The sequence below is a fragment of the Litoribacter ruber genome, assembly GCF_018500185.1.
Taxonomy (GTDB): domain Bacteria; phylum Bacteroidota; class Bacteroidia; order Cytophagales; family Cyclobacteriaceae; genus Litoribacter; species Litoribacter ruber.
In genome coordinates, this window is the sequence record NZ_JAHBGI010000002.1 from 396,158 (window position 1) to 411,953 (window position 15,796).

At 40.4% G+C, this 15,796-nt stretch carries 15 protein-coding genes; 4 read left to right on the forward strand and 11 right to left on the reverse strand.

Annotated elements, in window-relative coordinates; translation table 11 throughout:
- Positions 1-192 precede the first annotated feature (192 nt).
- Together KIH41_RS04020 and KIH41_RS04025 are read left to right on the forward strand one after the other, a co-directional pair.
- Entirely contained in the window at positions 193-456 is a 264-nt protein-coding gene (locus KIH41_RS04020) for a C10 family peptidase (protein ID WP_214161595.1), read from the forward strand.
- A 3-nt stretch (positions 457-459) separates the two neighbouring features.
- Positions 460-885, forward strand: a complete 426-nt coding sequence (locus KIH41_RS04025) for a hypothetical protein (protein WP_214161596.1) — start codon at positions 460-462, stop codon at positions 883-885.
- Between the two features lie 1,940 nt (positions 886-2,825).
- Here KIH41_RS04025 and KIH41_RS04030 read toward each other — a convergent pair.
- Complete coding sequence (locus tag KIH41_RS04030; protein ID WP_214161597.1) at positions 2,826-3,878, reverse strand: sugar phosphate isomerase/epimerase family protein; 1,053 nt, start codon at positions 3,876-3,878, stop codon at positions 2,826-2,828.
- A 434-nt stretch (positions 3,879-4,312) separates the two neighbouring features.
- Between KIH41_RS04030 and KIH41_RS04035 the strand changes: the two genes are divergently transcribed.
- Entirely contained in the window at positions 4,313-4,483 is a 171-nt protein-coding gene (locus tag KIH41_RS04035; protein ID WP_213946693.1) for a hypothetical protein, read from the forward strand.
- Between the two features lie 105 nt (positions 4,484-4,588).
- On the opposite strand, the gene KIH41_RS04040 is transcribed toward KIH41_RS04035, so the two are convergent.
- From KIH41_RS04040 to KIH41_RS04080, 9 genes are all read right to left on the reverse strand, one after another.
- A complete protein-coding gene (locus tag KIH41_RS04040; protein ID WP_214161598.1) occupies positions 4,589-6,502 on the reverse strand; it encodes a tetratricopeptide repeat-containing sensor histidine kinase in 1,914 nt (637 codons plus the stop codon).
- Between the two features lie 288 nt (positions 6,503-6,790).
- The gene (locus tag KIH41_RS04045) at positions 6,791-7,384 is read right to left on the reverse strand and encodes an HD domain-containing protein (protein ID WP_214161599.1); all 594 of its coding nucleotides are present in this window, start codon (positions 7,382-7,384) and stop codon (positions 6,791-6,793) included.
- A 2-nt stretch (positions 7,385-7,386) separates the two neighbouring features.
- Positions 7,387-8,274, reverse strand: a complete 888-nt coding sequence (locus KIH41_RS04050) for a YitT family protein (protein WP_213946690.1) — start codon at positions 8,272-8,274, stop codon at positions 7,387-7,389.
- A gap of 93 nt (positions 8,275-8,367) precedes the next feature.
- Positions 8,368-9,408, reverse strand: a complete 1,041-nt coding sequence (locus KIH41_RS04055; protein ID WP_213946689.1) for an adenylate/guanylate cyclase domain-containing response regulator — start codon at positions 9,406-9,408, stop codon at positions 8,368-8,370.
- Positions 9,409-9,423: 15 nt separating this feature from the next.
- The gene (locus KIH41_RS04060) at positions 9,424-9,798 is read right to left on the reverse strand and encodes a response regulator (RefSeq protein WP_213946688.1); all 375 of its coding nucleotides are present in this window, start codon (positions 9,796-9,798) and stop codon (positions 9,424-9,426) included.
- A 6-nt stretch (positions 9,799-9,804) separates the two neighbouring features.
- On the reverse strand, positions 9,805-11,223 hold the full coding sequence (locus KIH41_RS04065; protein ID WP_213946687.1) for a sensor histidine kinase: 1,419 nt from the start codon (positions 11,221-11,223) through the stop codon (positions 9,805-9,807).
- 207 nt (positions 11,224-11,430) lie between these two features.
- Entirely contained in the window at positions 11,431-12,195 is a 765-nt protein-coding gene (locus tag KIH41_RS04070; RefSeq protein ID WP_214161600.1) for a TerC family protein, read from the reverse strand.
- A 43-nt stretch (positions 12,196-12,238) separates the two neighbouring features.
- Positions 12,239-12,814: a sugar O-acetyltransferase gene (locus KIH41_RS04075; RefSeq protein ID WP_214161601.1), complete on the reverse strand. Its 576-nt coding sequence runs from the start codon at positions 12,812-12,814 to the stop codon at positions 12,239-12,241.
- 99 nt (positions 12,815-12,913) lie between these two features.
- Positions 12,914-14,014 carry an AI-2E family transporter gene (locus tag KIH41_RS04080; RefSeq protein WP_214161602.1) on the reverse strand — a complete coding sequence of 367 codons (1,101 nt, stop codon included), beginning with the start codon at positions 14,012-14,014 and terminating at the stop codon, positions 12,914-12,916.
- 130 nt (positions 14,015-14,144) lie between these two features.
- Here KIH41_RS04080 and KIH41_RS04085 point away from each other — a divergent pair, with 130 nt between their 5' ends.
- Positions 14,145-14,477 (forward strand): hypothetical protein, encoded by a 333-nt coding sequence (locus KIH41_RS04085; RefSeq protein WP_214161603.1) that lies wholly within the window; start codon positions 14,145-14,147, stop codon positions 14,475-14,477.
- Between the two features lie 13 nt (positions 14,478-14,490).
- Here KIH41_RS04085 and KIH41_RS04090 read toward each other — a convergent pair whose 3' ends face one another.
- Positions 14,491-15,552 (reverse strand): CNNM domain-containing protein, encoded by a 1,062-nt coding sequence (locus tag KIH41_RS04090; RefSeq protein WP_214161604.1) that lies wholly within the window; start codon positions 15,550-15,552, stop codon positions 14,491-14,493.
- Between the last annotated feature and the right edge of the window lie 244 nt (positions 15,553-15,796).

Sequence of the window (15,796 nt, forward strand, 5' to 3'; positions counted from 1 at the left end):
AAAAATCACAATTGAATTTGACCTTGATGACCACTACAGGCGAGGCAAGGGGGATATCGGATGGGCATGAAAGATTCCTTGAAATTTATTTCTAAAAAATTAGGGTTTAGTTGTTTTTTTAATTACAATTGCTTTACTAAACATTTAATTTTAATTAAATACAATATTTATGAAAATAGGTGCTTAAATGATTTGAACCATACAACGGTGAAGGTTGAGGTCAGTAATGGGAGACCGGTCATTTTTAAAGCCAGAACATCCGGTTTTTTGGGTATCAGTTTCAACCACCACATCTGGGTCTGTGACGGATTCCGAACTACGTATCATACGAACCAGTATTATATGAACTGGGGCTGGAGCGGTGGTGGCAACGGATTGTACAACATCAACCACTGGCAGGCAAATGGGACTGACAATAATTATAATAAAGGCAGAAAAATGATTATAGTCCATTAAGACATGAAAAACATACTATATATCCCTTTGATACTGCTGGCTGCTTGTGAAACACCGGTTTGCTGTGATCCAGGACCGGAGCCTTTTAGAGCAATAGTATTAACCCAAGAAGGCAGTGATTATCTGGCGCAAAGTGCTAAAGACTTGATACAGGTATTCTTTATTGATAGTGGCGTTAAGAAATACTTAGATCCTCAGGTAGGATTAGTCAACGACACCTACCGTCTTTATGAACCTAATATTCCCATGAGAAGTGTACAAGGATTCAAGGACTTTTACCTTCAAATAGGCAATGAAGTGGATACCCTTTTTGTTGATGTAGGAAAAAACAACAGGTATAACACTGTCAGGTTCAATGGTGAAACCGCAGGAACACTTCCGACTAATGTCCCCAACCCTGCTTACACCTACATTCTGATCAAAAAATAAAGAGTGGAAACCTTCTTAGACTTGCAGTAGATAATATGAATGGCCAAGACGAGATAGGACAAACAGGGGGATGTTTACGACCCCACTTTCAGAAACCTGTTCGAGATGGACTATAAATTAAAAATAATCAATAGATGAAATTTGTTATTGCAATTTCTCCATAAACATAGGCATTTCCGCCTGTGAAATACCAGTCTGCTGCACACAACCCCCAAGCCCAATGGAATTAAACACTTTCCACTTGCTTCAGCTAGTGGTGAACGACTCCTCATCCCTGATAAGGCTTTAGCCACGATTCTTAACCAGGTAATCGCCAAAAAATGCAAATCACGGGGGACTTCCGGTATGGATTGAAGAAATTGTTTGTAATTTGTCGTTCCCAGTTCGACCCCATTCGGGGTCGTGGGAATTGATTAGGGGTGCGCAATCCATGGGTTGCACCCATGGTTATTGAAAAGTTGGACCCCATTCGGGGTCGGATAAGTAACTAGAGCTCTTTGTCGCCGCTTGGCGGTCTCTACCCCCCTAAACCAGGCCGCAGGCCGAATAAATTCATAACCATCTCAGTTTAGAAGCCTGTCTTCCGACAAAGGCAGGGTTATTTCCCGATAACCGCTTAGCGGATTGGGAAAGGCCCAATCAGTTTGAAAGCAACCCGTTGTGCGAATGTCTTCAGACTTCGCACAACTGAGTGGAGAGTCTCCGACTCGAGTGCAGGTATCAGTTTAAACCGCAGAACTTGTCCCGATGAGCCCCTATAAATATTTAGAGCGAATCGGGAAGCGCAGAGAGAAATTAGTAAGAGAAAGAAAGTCTGAGGTGAAAAGAATCGTGTTGGTTTAGAATTTACACCAAAATATGAGAACTGTAAATAGCTTATTTCTAACAGATTTTAACCCCAAAGAGAACCCCTCATAAATTGTTATTTTGAAATATTAAATATTGTTGCTTTATTGCGTTACAAAATCATTTCAAAACCAAATATTACACCTATCAATATAGGATATGCTAAAGAATAAACTAGGATTATATTTAACTCTTTGCTGTACATTATTGGCAATCATATCCCTTCAATATGAGATTATTGGAAAAGAAACGGTTATAGTGGTTTTTCTGGTACCGTCCCTACTATCATTGATATTCGTACTTTTCCGTAAAAATGCTTACTATAAATGAAAAGCATAATTTATTTGGAAGTATTCTTAGCTATAACCCCCATAAGCACCATCGTGCTTTTTCCTGAATAATTACAAGTTTCTTTTGGGTTATAGGCTACAAGACTGCTTATACTATCAGGAGTACTAATAAATAGATGTATTAGTAATAATAAATCAAAAATCAACAAGTGATAAAACTGCTAATTAATATTGACTAGCAGTTATTATTTAATAGGTTACTCCATTCCACAACTCTGCCCGAGCTAGAATTACGGCTAAAGCCTGAAAATTGTATACACGCCAATCCTTCAACTAAAGTTGGAGAAAAGTAGGCACCCTTACCATAACCTTGATCTTTTAACCGCCACTCCGAAATTCATATGGAGCGTCCCTCTGGGACTTATTTGCAGGCGGGGGTTGCTGCCCGACGGTTGCTACCGGCGAAGGTGCAGAGAAAAAGGCGGTGGGTACCACTTGCTCCCGCTTAAATCAGTCGTGATCCATTACTTGTCGATAGTCAAATTGGCAATGTAACTTTCAATATCTATGGTTCTGTTTCTTGACAGGTTGAGTTTGGGCCGATCTGCAATCTGACGCCACATTGTGCCTTCCCTATGGTAGTTGAGTTGGCTTTGAGAATTCGATCTCTTTGTCTCGATATTCCATCCATTCACTTTGAGCGATCCTTAGCTTTTCATTTTGCCATGAAGCTCCTTGTCAACTTGGTGTGTTCTATCGACCTGTTGAACAACTCTCCTCCCTATCTTCAAGCTTTGCAAATTATTATAAACCCAAAATTTGCTTAATTGTCTCTTTATCAACTCCTCCCCCTGCAAAATCATCAAAGACCTTTGAAGTAGCTGTAATCAAATGGTTTTCAATGAAGGGAGCGCCTTCTGTAGCTCCCTGAACCGGATCTTTTAGACAACATTCCCATTCCAAAACTGCCCATCCATCAAAACCATATTGTGTAAGTTTCGAGAAAATAGCGTTAAAATCCACTTGACCGTCACCAAGGCTTCTAAATCTTCCTGCACGGTCCACCCAGCTTTGGTAGCCTCCATACACCCCCTGCTTCCCGCTCGGGTTAAACTCGGCATCCTTTACATGGAACATCTTTATTCTTTCGTGGTAATAATCTATGAACTTTTTGTAATCCAGGCATTGCAGCACAAAATGTGAAGGGTCGTAAAGTATATTGGCGCGCTTATGGCCACCCACTTTGTCCAGGAACATCTCGAAGGTTACCCCATCGTGAAGGTCCTCTCCCGGATGGAGCTCATAGCAGACATCCACTCCGGCTTCATCGAAGGCGTCCAATATTGGCATCCAACGTTTTGCCAGTTCTTCAAAGCCCATATCCACCAAACCAGCAGGCCTTTGGGGCCATGGATAAATAGTATGCCACAGCAATGCTCCCGAAAAGGTAGCATGGGCGGTCAGGCCAAAGTTGGCCGAAGCCTTGGCAGCAAGCTTCATCTGGTCAACCGCCCAAGCGGTCCTGGCTTCCGGGTTGTTTTTGACACTGTCAGGAGCAAACCCATCAAAACCTACATTATAAGCAGGGTTCACAGCCACCAACTGACCCTGCAAATGAGTGGAAAGCTCCGTTATTTCAAGTCCTAATTCTTTTAGGACACCTTGTATCTCCTGGCAGTAATCCTTGGATTCGGCAGCCTTTTTCAGGTCTATACAGCGGGCATCCCAGGTGGGAATTTGCACTCCCTTGTAGCCAAGACCGGCCACCCATCTCCCTATGTTTTCCAAACTGTTGAAAGGGGCTTCATCCCCCATGAATTGCGCTAAAAATATAGCGGGACCTTTAACTGATTTCATCCGATTTCAATTTTTACTTTTCAAACTTTATCCTTTTGTTTTCCTTTCTCTACCGCAGGGCTATTGCCCGATGAAGACTAGCACCACCCTTATCCCCCCCGCTGTGGCCATAGCCACCAACCGGGGAATCACCTCATTACCATCTACCCACACGCACCAGGCCGGAAGCCAAATAAACTCTTAAACTCCGCAATTAAGAAACTCTTTGCTATACTAAAGGAACTTTATAACCTCAAATCCTCCTACTTTGAACTTCCTCAATCAATTTAAGTAGAACTAGCGCCTTATCCAACCGGTCAAAAGGAAATGGTTCAGGAAAAGGCAGTTTAGAAGCCTGTCTGACGCCAAAGGCAAGTGTATTTCCCGATAACCGCTTCGCGGATCAAAAATTGCATGTATAGCATTTGACACCAATGGTATAATAACTTATGTCAATGATCGATATAAAACCGGTCACCCAGATTTCTTCTGTATCAGCATATTTGGCCAATGAGGATATTTCCCAAGAGGAATTTCGTGATTTGGTAAATTATATGAGGAGTGCCGCTGATTCCATTGATACTTACACGCGTGAACTCAATGAAGTTTTAAGCCAATTAAAATGAGTTTCTCGGTTTTGAGCCTTTATACCTGAGCAGAGAGTCTCCGACTCGAGGGAACGTTTGAAAATTACCGCGAAATTCGCTTATTGAAGAGAATTGAAAAGGCCTTCAGACTTGGTCTACGCTTAAAGGGGTAAATTGGCATTCCGGAAATTCCATAGCCACCTCTACCCCCACATCAGGTAAATTTCTCATCGTAACAGTACCGTGGTTTTTGGAAATATAGGAACTTGCAAGTTTTAGGCCTATTCCCGTGCCGGTTTTGGACTCCCCTATCAATTGCCCATTATTGAATTTATCAATTATGGCTTCAGGTACAGGTTTGCCTTCATTCATTAGGATTATTATGACTCTGCCTTCAACTTTTCTACAAATAATAGAAATATACCCCCCTGCCGGGGTAAATTTCACTGCATTTGCCAGTACATTTCTAATTCCGATCATGACCATCTGTGTATCTGCCATGATATAGGCTGAAGTTTCTGCCTTAACATCTACTATTAAAGATTTTTCCTTGATAGCCACGTCCAAAAACTCGAGAACCGTGTAAATCAAACTGTCCACTTGGATGCTACTGGCATTAAGCCTTTCGCCGTCCATTTGCTCCATAGCCCAGTGAAGAAGATTTTCAAGTGACATGTTTAACTGCTTAGCCTGCAAACTTAGCTGGGGCAATAGTTCCTTGAGTTCCTCTAAGGTAAATTCATCCTGACTGGCCATTTCGGTGACCGTCGCGATGGATCTTACAGGTCCCTTGAGGTCATGGCCCAACACTTTGAAAATTTGCTGTTGGTGGATATTGAGCGCCTCGGTGTGCTGGGAAAGCTCATTGATTTCTTGGTTTCTTTTTTCCAGCAGGCTATAAAGAATACGCGTATTTTCCCATTTCTTTAAAATGAGATATACCAAGCCCAGGGAGGTAGCCAAAAAGACAAATAATAAGAGGATTATATAGCGCTGTTTGACTAAACTCCTTTCTTTGAAGTCCAGTTCTTGGTTATAAAGTGATTGCTGTTTATCCACAATTGCATTGGCCTCCAGTCGGGCAATCTCCAAACTATTCTCCTTTCTGCTTAGTGAATCTTTCAATACAGCATGTCTTTTAGTATAATTCAAGGCTTCCTTAAAAGAATCCATATACTCGTAAAGTTGGGAAATAGCATATAATGCATTAACCCTATTTTGCAAAGAGCCGAATTGATCCGCAAGATCAAGTGACCTTTTGGCATATTGTAAAGCTTGCCCATAATCTTTGGTATAGGTATAATAGCGGGTTTGGCTAACCAACGCATAGGAGAGCACATCGTAATCATCATCAAGCTCTGCTAGATACAGACCTTTGTCAAAATAAATTTTAACAGAATCCATCAAGCCCTCCCTGCCAAAATTATTTCCCAAATTGAGATACAGGTTAGCCAAATCGGTAATGTTGCCCGCATTTTTCAGTATTTTGATAGCCTCATGATAAATGCTTAGGGTCTCTTCCAGATTACCTAATTGTAACTTAGCATTAGCTTGATTTAACATAAAATTGGCTATAACGACTGGCTCCTGATTATAATCACTGGATTGAATCGCCTTTAAGTGATAATCAAGAGCGGTAGCAAAATCTTCCATCTCATAATAGACCAACCCCACATTGTTGTAAACACTCGCCAGTTTATTTACATCATTAAGCGCTTCAAAAACTTTGGCCGCCTGTAAATAAAAACTTATAGCTTCCGATAAATTCCCTTTTTGGTAATGATAAATACCCAAATAAGAATAGCCTTTGGCTATACCTTTGGAATAACTAATTGCTCTACTAGAGTTAAGTGTCCACTGTGCATAAAAAAGTAAACTGTCAAGATGGGAGCCCCTGAATTCATACGCCAGATCTGCAATACTGTCGATTTGAGTCGTATCTTCTAATAACTCTGAAGGGAATAGATCATTTTGAATCTGGTAGCTGAAGGAATGCTGGGCAGAAGTCAACGTTACCACCAATACCAAAAGAATGATTAAAGGTGCTAACTTAACCATAATTACACTGATGAGGGGTCAAATTAACAAATTAATAGAATTTAAAAGAAGAATAGTTGATTATTTTTTTACAGAAACATTCACCTCCCCGTGCCCTTCATTGAGATGAATGAACCTGACTCTTATAAAGCCCATCCCATCATCTATATTTATATATGATTATTGGTTGCGGTCCAAACAAGTGGCCAATAACCTCCCTGGCTGACAAAATATCTGAGGATAGCAATCCGGTCATCGTCTCTACCTATGCTGAGCAATTAGAACTATACTGTTCACGAATTGGAAAAGTTAGGAGGTTAGGGAGTCTAATCTGCGTTTTAGTTTTTGTAGATTTTGCTGTTTCTTTTGCTCCCGATAATCCGTACCAAAGGCAGTATGGTAAATATGCCTCTTCAAAAAGTCTATTTGAATTTTAAGCCAGGTTGTCAAATTCAATTCTGGGTCAAAATGCCTCATTTCATTAAATAGCCTTTCGCTTTTGTCTTCAAACCCCTCAGTCCCCAGATAATCCAAGTCGGCATCTGCCAATATTTTTTCCATAATAGTAACTGGGGCTTGCGGTATTTTTGTAGCCATAATCATCCCGCAAACTTTTTCTACCTGCTCCGATGAAAAACCAAATTCGGGAAGGTCTTCCCTTACCATGCCACATCCTAGTTCCTCATGGTTTTCTCTTTGAATTATAAAACCTGCATCGTGATACACGGCTGCTGTTTGGATAAGCAAAAGTTCCTCCGGTCCTAAATTTTCATGGTTTGCTAGCAGGAGGCAGTTTTGTAACACATCAAGGGTATGCCCGACGTTGTGATATAAAAGATAGGCTGGAAGATTCCGTTGAAGTTTGGGAATAATCTGGTCATAGACAGTTTTGAAATTCACCATTTTTAATGCTGCTCTGCCTTTCTTTTGATCAGTCCACCTTTTACTTCTTTAATGCTTTGTATGTAAAAAAAGGCCTCAGCATCTATCTCATTGACAGCCTCCTTAATCCTATGGATTTCCAATCGGGTGACAATAGTCATAATGATGTCACATTCATATTTTAAATGAAAGTTTTCAGGCAGATAGCCCCTTTCTCCTTTATACACGGAAATAGCTTTCCCGAAATTATTGACTATTAGACTTTTAATTTGTTCGTGTTCTTTGGAGATAATGGTCAGGGCAGTGTATTCCTCAAACCCATCCACCACATAATCGGAGGTTTTCATGGCCGTGAAGTAAACCAATATGGAATACATGGCCGTCTCTATTCCAAATTTAAAAGCCGCTCCCAAGATGATGATGGTATTTAAGGCAAGGATTATCTCCCCTGAAGTAAATCCGGATTTTTTCTTTGTGTAATACCCTATGACTTCCAGCCCATCTATTACTCCTCCCCCTCTTATGACAAATCCTATCCCCATCCCAATAAAAAAACCTCCAAATACTGCTATCAAAACCTTGTCTGTAGTGAATATGGGGATTTCAATAAAATACATTCCGGCTGCCAACAGCAATACCGCAATTAGAGCTTTCAAGCTGAATGTTTGGCCAATTTTACTATAGCCTATAATCAGAAAAGGAAGGTTGAAAACTATCAAAAGAATGCTGATATGTACATTGGCAAATCCTTTGACCAATATGGAGATGCCCGTGATTCCCCCATCTAGAAAATTATTGGGTACCATAAAACCCTGAAGTCCTACTACTGCAAAAGCAACCCCAATTATCGTAAAGGCTATCGATTTAAATGAAAAAATAGACTTCCAATTAATTTTTTTCAAATCACTCATTATTCTTAATTTAAATCTTTGCCCGGAACAGTCCCGATCATCCAAAACTCGGCAGGATTGCCATGTTGTTTTTAAATATAAACTCTTAATTTCCTACTCCAAAACTTCGTAGACCACCACAGGGTCCTTTTTATTCTTTAATTTCAATACATTGGATTCTTTGCAATTGAAAGATTCCTTTACCTTCTGATAATTGGATTCGGTAATGAGAATCTGGTTTTTGTCTGCAGCGGCCTGCAGCCTGGCTGCGACATTTACAATATCCCCTATAACCGTAAAGTCGAACCTTTTGAGGGTGGTGGAACCGATATTACCAGACACCATCTCCCCAGAATTGATACCTATAGACACCTGAGGCTTAAATTCAGCTTTACCTTGAAATCCCGGCAATCCATCCAAGGTTTGTCTAATGGCCAGGCAACTGTCAATTGCTCTATCCAAATGATAATCACCGGTAAACACCGCCATGATTGCATCGCCTATAAATTTATCTACCACCCCTCCTTCCTTGATTATCTCCTGTACCATGATGTCAAAATAGCAGTTCAACAGCTCCACTACCTTATCCGGTGACTCATTTTCACTGATGCTGGTAAAACTGCATATATCGATAAAGGCCACTGTTCCTTCCACACTTTCATTAAGAAACATGGCTTTTTCTATTTCCACCCCACCCATAAAATTTAAGACGGTTTCATCCACGTACATCTTGAGGATATTGTTTTCCTTAACAGCCTTAAGGGTTTCTCTAATCATCAACACATGCTTCAGGGTCCTATCAATAGTAAGTTCCAAATCCGCAAAATTCACGGGTTTGGTCACAAAATCAAATGCTCCTCTGTTCATAGCCAGGCGGATATTGTCCATATCCCCATAGGCGGATACAATCACGGATTTTAGGAGAGAATTCTGCTCATTGAGCTTGGAGAGCAGAGTCAGCCCGTCCATTTCGGGCATATTGATATCACTGAGAACCAAGTCTACATCTTTATGGTCTTTAAGCTTCTCCAAGGCATGTCTGCCATTGATGGCAAAAATAAATTCATATTCACTTTGTCGGATTTTTTGCCTGAATTTCTGTTTGATTAAAATTTCCAAATCCTCCTCGTCATCTACCACTAATATCTTTGCCATTTCTTTTTCCTTATCTTATTGCAGTAAATTGTTGATCTCTTTTTTAAGGGATTCAAAGTCTATGGGTTTGGTGAAAAATCCCGTGGCTCCTGAATCCATGGCTTTATCATGATTTTCTTGGTCGCCATAGGCTGAAATCATGCTTACCTGTAGCTCAGGGTAGCGAGCTTTTACTTCTTCCAATAACTCCAGGCCACTCATGCCCGGCATGTTGATATCGGAAAACATGTACATTACCTTTGGAGGGTTGCTTTCCTCGAGAATATCCAAGGCCTCCCTTCCGGAAAAAGCAAAAACAAGCTCTAGGTTGCCAGTTTTGATTTCCTTTCTGAACTTTTGTCTAAAAAGCGTCTCTACATCCTTTTCATCATCGACTATTAGTATTTTCATATGTCTTTATATGTTATCATAAGGTAGAGTAATTGTAAATACGGTTCCTCGGCAACTCTCTTCCAATCCGATTTCCGCGTTGAATTGATCGTTTGAATCATTGTGTCCTACTTCTAAATTACCTCCGTGTGCTTTAATGATATCATAACTAAGCGACAACCCAAGTCCTGTTCCTTCGCCAGTAGGCTTGGTGGTAAAGAAGGGTTGAAAGATTTTAGCCTTAATGGCCTGGGGTATACCTATGCCGTTATCCCTAATGGTGATCATCACATTCCCTCTGCCATGATCAGAATAAAGAGCGGTGGCTACTTCAACTTTAGGTGTATAGTCCTGTATTCCCTTTTCCTGGAGGTTTTTGGCTTGCTGATTGACGGCATAAAAGGCATTGTTGATAAGGTTAAGAAAGACTCTACCTATATCCTGGGGGACAATGTTTATACTTGGAAGATCTGGATGGAGGTCCAACTTAAAACTTGCATTGAAGGATTTATCCTTTGCACGTAAGCCATGGTAAGATAGCCTGAGATACTCCTCAGCAAGGGCGTTAATGTCCGTAAGGGATTTCTCTTCAGAATTATTCCGGCTGTGCATCAGCATTCCCTTGACTATGGCATCGGCACGTTTGCCATGGTGGTTTATTTTTTCCAGGTTTAGTTTGATATCTTCTACCAAAACCTTTACCTCCTCGATGTCCCCCTTCTGAAGTTCTTCTTTCATTTCATCAAGAAGTTCACTGCTTACTTCGGAAAAGTTATTGACAAAATTGAGCGGGTTTTGGATTTCATGCGCTATTCCAGCAGTAAGCTCTCCGAGTGAGGCCATTTTTTCTGCATGGATGAGCTGCGCCTGAGTGGATTTAAGTTCTTCAAGAGTTTTTTCAAGTTCTTCCTTTTGCTGGGTAAGTGCCGAGGTCCGTTCACGGACCTGTCTTTCCAACATTATTTTCATCTGCTCAGTGGCTTTAAACTCCTGTTCCCTAGCCAAGGATTTAATCTTTTCTCTTTCTAGGGCTTTTCTTTGCCTGTTGTTATTGATCCACATGGCAATGCCCCATGCAATAGCACAGAATATGGCCAAAAGGAAATAGTCATCCCAACGCTTGTAAAACTGTGGAAAAATAAATTCGACTACTTCAATTATTAGGGATAATAATAAAAGAGGCAACCAGGCGAATACAAGCTGTCTGCCTTTGTCCAATTCTTTAAACCGGAGAATAGCATAAATTACAGCCCCTACTAATAAAATTGAGAGCACTTTCCCAAATACATCCCCTAGCAAGGTGGAAACATCTAAAATCCATACCGTGATGGATACAATTAGCCCCCACTTTAGGGTTTTCTTCCATCTTAGCGGAACTTCATAAGTCAAAGAAGAAGTCCTGAGATAGGAAATAAGAATAATGGCGACTATAATTTCTACATTCATTATAACTTCCGATAGGGATATTAGCTTTTATATTCAATCTTCGCTTTGTTGCCTGTATTTGCTTTCTATCCCATCCTCCCTCTACAATCTAGTTTCGACACATTGAAGGAAGCCCCCTGGCATCATTGCTGATAATCCATATTTTTTTCCGTCGATAAATTTGCATGAAAATAACAAATAAAGCAATAGTTAAAGTTAAACAATCTATTACCTTTTGCGCTCATTGCCACTTTCCTTCAGTCTGGGATTGAGTGACACTTTCCTGCCTTCCGAATTTCTCCGCATTCTCATATTGACAAGTTCAACTGTCAGGGAGAAAAAAACAGCAAAATAGATATAACCTTTAGGTACTTCCACATGGAATCCTTCTATCAGTAACATAAAACCAATTAAGATCAGAAATGAAAGGGCCAAAATCTGCAAAGTCGGTTGCCTGTTGATAAAGGCACTTATTTTACCCGCAAACAGAATCATAATCCCCATAGCAATCACCACCGCTACAATCATAATCTGTACCTCATCCACGAGGCCCACAGCTGTCAAAATACTATCAAATGAAAAAACGGCATCCAATAAGATTATTTGGAGTATGACCCTAAAAACATTGCTTGTCACGTTAGTTTTAATCACCTCGGCTTTCCCTTCCATCTTATGATGGATCTCCAAAGTGGATTTGAAGAGGAGAAACAGACCACCGCCAATAAGAATTAAATCCTTGCCACTGAATTGAAATCCCATCAGGCCAAATAACGGGTCGTTGAATTTTATAATATAGGTAATTCCCAGAAGTAAACCTATTCTAAAGATCATGGCAAATACAAGCCCTATTACCCTTGCCTTTTCCTGTTTGGATTCAGGCAGTTTATTGGATATTATGGAAATAAAAATAATATTATCAATACCCAACACCACCTCGAGAAAAGTAAGCGTGGCCAAAGCTATCCAGGTTTCTGTGAGTAGATAGATTTCCATGTGTGCAGATTAATTGTAAAGACTACCTATAGATTACAAAAGGTTATTCTAATTCCCTCATCACTTTGCAGGGGTTGCCATAGGCTAAGACATTATCAGGAATATTTTTGGTAACTACACTTCCGGCTCCAATAGTTACGTTGTTTCCAATAGTGATACCCGGGCAAATAATTGAATTTCCACCTATCCATACATTGTCCCCGATATCAACTGGCCTGGTAAATGTTTTATATCTGCTTTTATTTCCTTCCTGCACTATTCGTTCAGATGCTTTAAGAGGATGGGAAGCCGTGTAAATCTGCACGTATGGGGCAATCAATCCGTTTTTCCCTATGCTGATTTTATTGTTATCTAAAAACATACAATTAGTATTGACAAACGTATTTTCACCAATCGAAATATTTTCTCCATAATCGCAATAAAACGGAGCCTCAATCCAAATACCCTTACCCACAAAATCAAAGAGCAGCTTTAAAATCTTCTCTCGTTCTTTAATGTTTTCCGAATTAAGGTTATTGTACTCCAATAATAATTTTCTTGCCTTATGGTATATCCTAATTAGTTCGGGATCCCTGGAATCGTAAAATTCTCCATTAAGCATTTTTTCCTTTTCTGTCATCTGGTTGATTTCTAATTATATAAATTCCTTAAATGGTGCAGCTTACTAAAGCTTGCCCTGTAAGAATGCAACCCAGGGGTTGATCATAAAATTGCACTATTACTCAAGGTTGGATTTTTCCTGAATCGATACAATTTTGCCTTTCTTATTTCCCAAATATCTACTATCGGGTTCTCCAATCAGAAAGCCATAGGGCCGGGTGGTATTATTTTGATTGAGCAGTATTCTTAATGCTGCCATCATGGGTATGGCCAGTATAAGACCTGCCAACCCAAACAGTATGCCCCCCAGCAACAAGGATAGTATGGCGAAAAACGGGTTCACCTGCACCTGCCCCCCTACGATATTAGGTGTGATGAAATTTCCTTCTAAAAATTGTACCACCTGAAACCAAGCAATAATACCCAAGGCATACCAATAGTTATCCATAGTAGCCAATGCAAACAATGCTGGCACTATCGAACCGATAGCGATCCCAATGTATGGAATCAGTAATAGAATAGCAGCAAAAAACCCAAAAAACCATGCATATTTGATTCCCATAAACATCAACCCGAGGGAATTCAATACGGCCACAATTCCCATTACTATCAGAAGACCCAATAGATAGCTTTGTATTACTTTATATATTTCTTGAATGACTCCCCTGGTATTTTCCGCAGGCTGACTGGAATTGGCCCGGATAATAAACTCTACAAAAAAATCCCTATAATAGAGCATGAAAAAAATAAAAATCGGCAGCAAAATGATATTGGCAATAGTGCCTCCTGCAGACCCAAAAAATGCCACCAAATATCCTCCTGCATTGGATGCGGCCTTTTGTCCCTCCTCACGTACCCGCAAAGTTAGGCTGCCCCTCTGTATCCCAAAGGTAGACTCTACCCATTGGGTGATGGAATCATAGATCTCCACAAAGTTTTCACCCAAATCTTGCCCGTCTTGCCCAATCACTATGGCCTGGTTGACAAGCAAGACAAATAAACCTGTTACCATTAAGATCAATACCATTACTGATATAACCGCGGCCAGGGTTCTGGGAAGCCTCCATCTTTCCAGCCGGTGACAAAGTGGGAAAAGCAAAACCCCAAAAATGATTGCAAACAACAGGGGGATAATCAAGCCTTTTAAAATGTAAAGAATAGCCACTACCATAAAAAGTATGAGCAGGCTTGCGGCAATATTCACTGATTTGGATTTCATAGGTAGGTCAAGTAGCCAAAGCAAAACTTATCAGGAGAATCAAATGTTTACCAATATAAATCATATGTTAAGACATTACAGTTAATCCTTCAATATTTAGTAAATCAACTAATCCAAAACATTGGACAAAATGAAAACAGCCATTATAGGAAGTGCTAATTTCAGGGATTGGGACGCTTTCAAAAATAGTTTAATAGGATTAAATATCTCACAAATTATTATAAACGGAGACAGGGGAGCCGCGAGGTTTGCAAAAAGATATGCCAAAATAAACAGATTACCTTTGGTGCATATAACCCATCACAAAATTATGGGCCAGCTTGAAAAATCCCAAAACCATTTGGAGATTATCGATGCCTGTGAGTGTATAGTGGTTTTTTGCAACGGAAGTACTTCTGAACTTTCCCCAATAATCCAGCTGGCAAGGCAAATGGGTAAAAAAATCAGCTTGGTTATCGTGTAATTCTGCCACAAATTCAATCAATATTTTCAGAAGGAGGCAGCTTTATACCCATTTTGGCCGCCCGGATTTTCCATTGGGTCCTGGCCAGATCCTGCATATCCTGAATGGCATCACTTTCATCCTGTATTTCCAACCCCAACAAAGTTTCCAAAATATCCTCCATAGTGACTATTCCACTCATTCCTCCATACCCATCTACCACCATGGCAATGTGCTCCCGTTTATTTAGAAGTAATTCCAAGACATCAGGAATGGGATCAGTTGCCTGCACTATGGTGATAGGTCTTTTGAGTTGTTTGAGCTTTAGGTCAAACTCATCCTGCACCAGTTTTTCAAAAGCGTCGAATTTGAGGATATAGCCTGTAATGTTATCTATATTTTCCCTATATAATGGAATTCTAGAAAATGCCTTCATCTCTTTTTTTACAAAAAAATCTTTTAAAGTTGTCTCCTCATCCAACACCAGGGTGACCGTTCGGGGGGTCATTACATGATGGACCTGTATGGTTTTGAACATGATAAGGTTGTGAATTATTTTGGACTCACTTTCAGCAAACCACCCCTCTTTGGTGGCAATATGGGTCAAGGCAGCCACTTCTTCCCTACTGGTGGTACTTTCATTACCACCGCTGAAAACTTTCGTCATCTTCTCAGACATAATGACCACCGGATAGAGGATCCAGATCATAGCGGCCAAAACCCCTCCCATGTAAGGGGCTATTTTCTTCCAATAAGCAGCCCCCAAAGATTTGGGGAATATTTCAGATAAAACTAAAATCAGGATCGTGAGGACTGCCGAAATAATTCCAAAAAATTCATTTCCATAAATTCTGACGGCCTCTGCCCCCACTCCGGCAGCCCCAACCGTATGAGCTATGGTGTTAAAACTCAATATAGCCGCCAATGGGCGGTCAATATTTGTTTTCAGCTCTTTTAGTCTTCCAGCATAACTTTTTCCTTCCTGTATTTGAGTTTCAATATAGGATGGGGATATACTTAACAAACTTGCCTCTAATAAGGAGCAGACAAACGAAATCCCGAGGGCTAACAGCAAATAAAACAATAAGAGCGTCATATGTATCGATTACCATATAAATTTAGTAAATAATCGAGGTTTATTTCACAAAAAAAAGGAATCCCATACGCTCTTCGCTTGAAACCAAAGCTACACCCTCCACGTCGCTTGCGGTTTTTAAACCCTTAAACCAGGCCGAAGGCCGAATAACCTTCTGAACCGTAGTTTAGAAGCCTGCCAGGCTGCGAATGAATTGGAAAGTTTAGAAGGTTAGTATGAAAAGTTGAATGGCTAAATGTGGGTT

What these genes read in the sequence shown, in the direction of transcription:
- KIH41_RS04025 (WP_214161596.1), top strand. Translation starts at nt 460, where the DNA reads ATGAAAAACATACTATATATCCCTTTGATACTGCTGGCTGCTTGTGAA.
- KIH41_RS04030 (WP_214161597.1), bottom strand. Translation starts at nt 3,878, where the DNA reads ATGAAATCAGTTAAAGGTCCCGCTATATTTTTAGCGCAATTCATGGGG.
- KIH41_RS04035 (WP_213946693.1), top strand. Translation starts at nt 4,313, where the DNA reads ATGATCGATATAAAACCGGTCACCCAGATTTCTTCTGTATCAGCATAT.
- KIH41_RS04040 (WP_214161598.1), bottom strand. Translation starts at nt 6,502, where the DNA reads ATGGTTAAGTTAGCACCTTTAATCATTCTTTTGGTATTGGTGGTAACG.
- KIH41_RS04045 (WP_214161599.1), bottom strand. Translation starts at nt 7,384, where the DNA reads ATGGTGAATTTCAAAACTGTCTATGACCAGATTATTCCCAAACTTCAA.
- KIH41_RS04050 (WP_213946690.1), bottom strand. Translation starts at nt 8,274, where the DNA reads ATGAGTGATTTGAAAAAAATTAATTGGAAGTCTATTTTTTCATTTAAA.
- KIH41_RS04055 (WP_213946689.1), bottom strand. Translation starts at nt 9,408, where the DNA reads ATGGCAAAGATATTAGTGGTAGATGACGAGGAGGATTTGGAAATTTTA.
- KIH41_RS04060 (WP_213946688.1), bottom strand. Translation starts at nt 9,798, where the DNA reads ATGAAAATACTAATAGTCGATGATGAAAAGGATGTAGAGACGCTTTTT.
- KIH41_RS04065 (WP_213946687.1), bottom strand. Translation starts at nt 11,223, where the DNA reads ATGAATGTAGAAATTATAGTCGCCATTATTCTTATTTCCTATCTCAGG.
- KIH41_RS04070 (WP_214161600.1), bottom strand. Translation starts at nt 12,195, where the DNA reads ATGGAAATCTATCTACTCACAGAAACCTGGATAGCTTTGGCCACGCTT.
- KIH41_RS04075 (WP_214161601.1), bottom strand. Translation starts at nt 12,814, where the DNA reads ATGACAGAAAAGGAAAAAATGCTTAATGGAGAATTTTACGATTCCAGG.
- KIH41_RS04080 (WP_214161602.1), bottom strand. Translation starts at nt 14,014, where the DNA reads ATGAAATCCAAATCAGTGAATATTGCCGCAAGCCTGCTCATACTTTTT.
- KIH41_RS04085 (WP_214161603.1), top strand. Translation starts at nt 14,145, where the DNA reads ATGAAAACAGCCATTATAGGAAGTGCTAATTTCAGGGATTGGGACGCT.
- KIH41_RS04090 (WP_214161604.1), bottom strand. Translation starts at nt 15,552, where the DNA reads ATGACGCTCTTATTGTTTTATTTGCTGTTAGCCCTCGGGATTTCGTTT.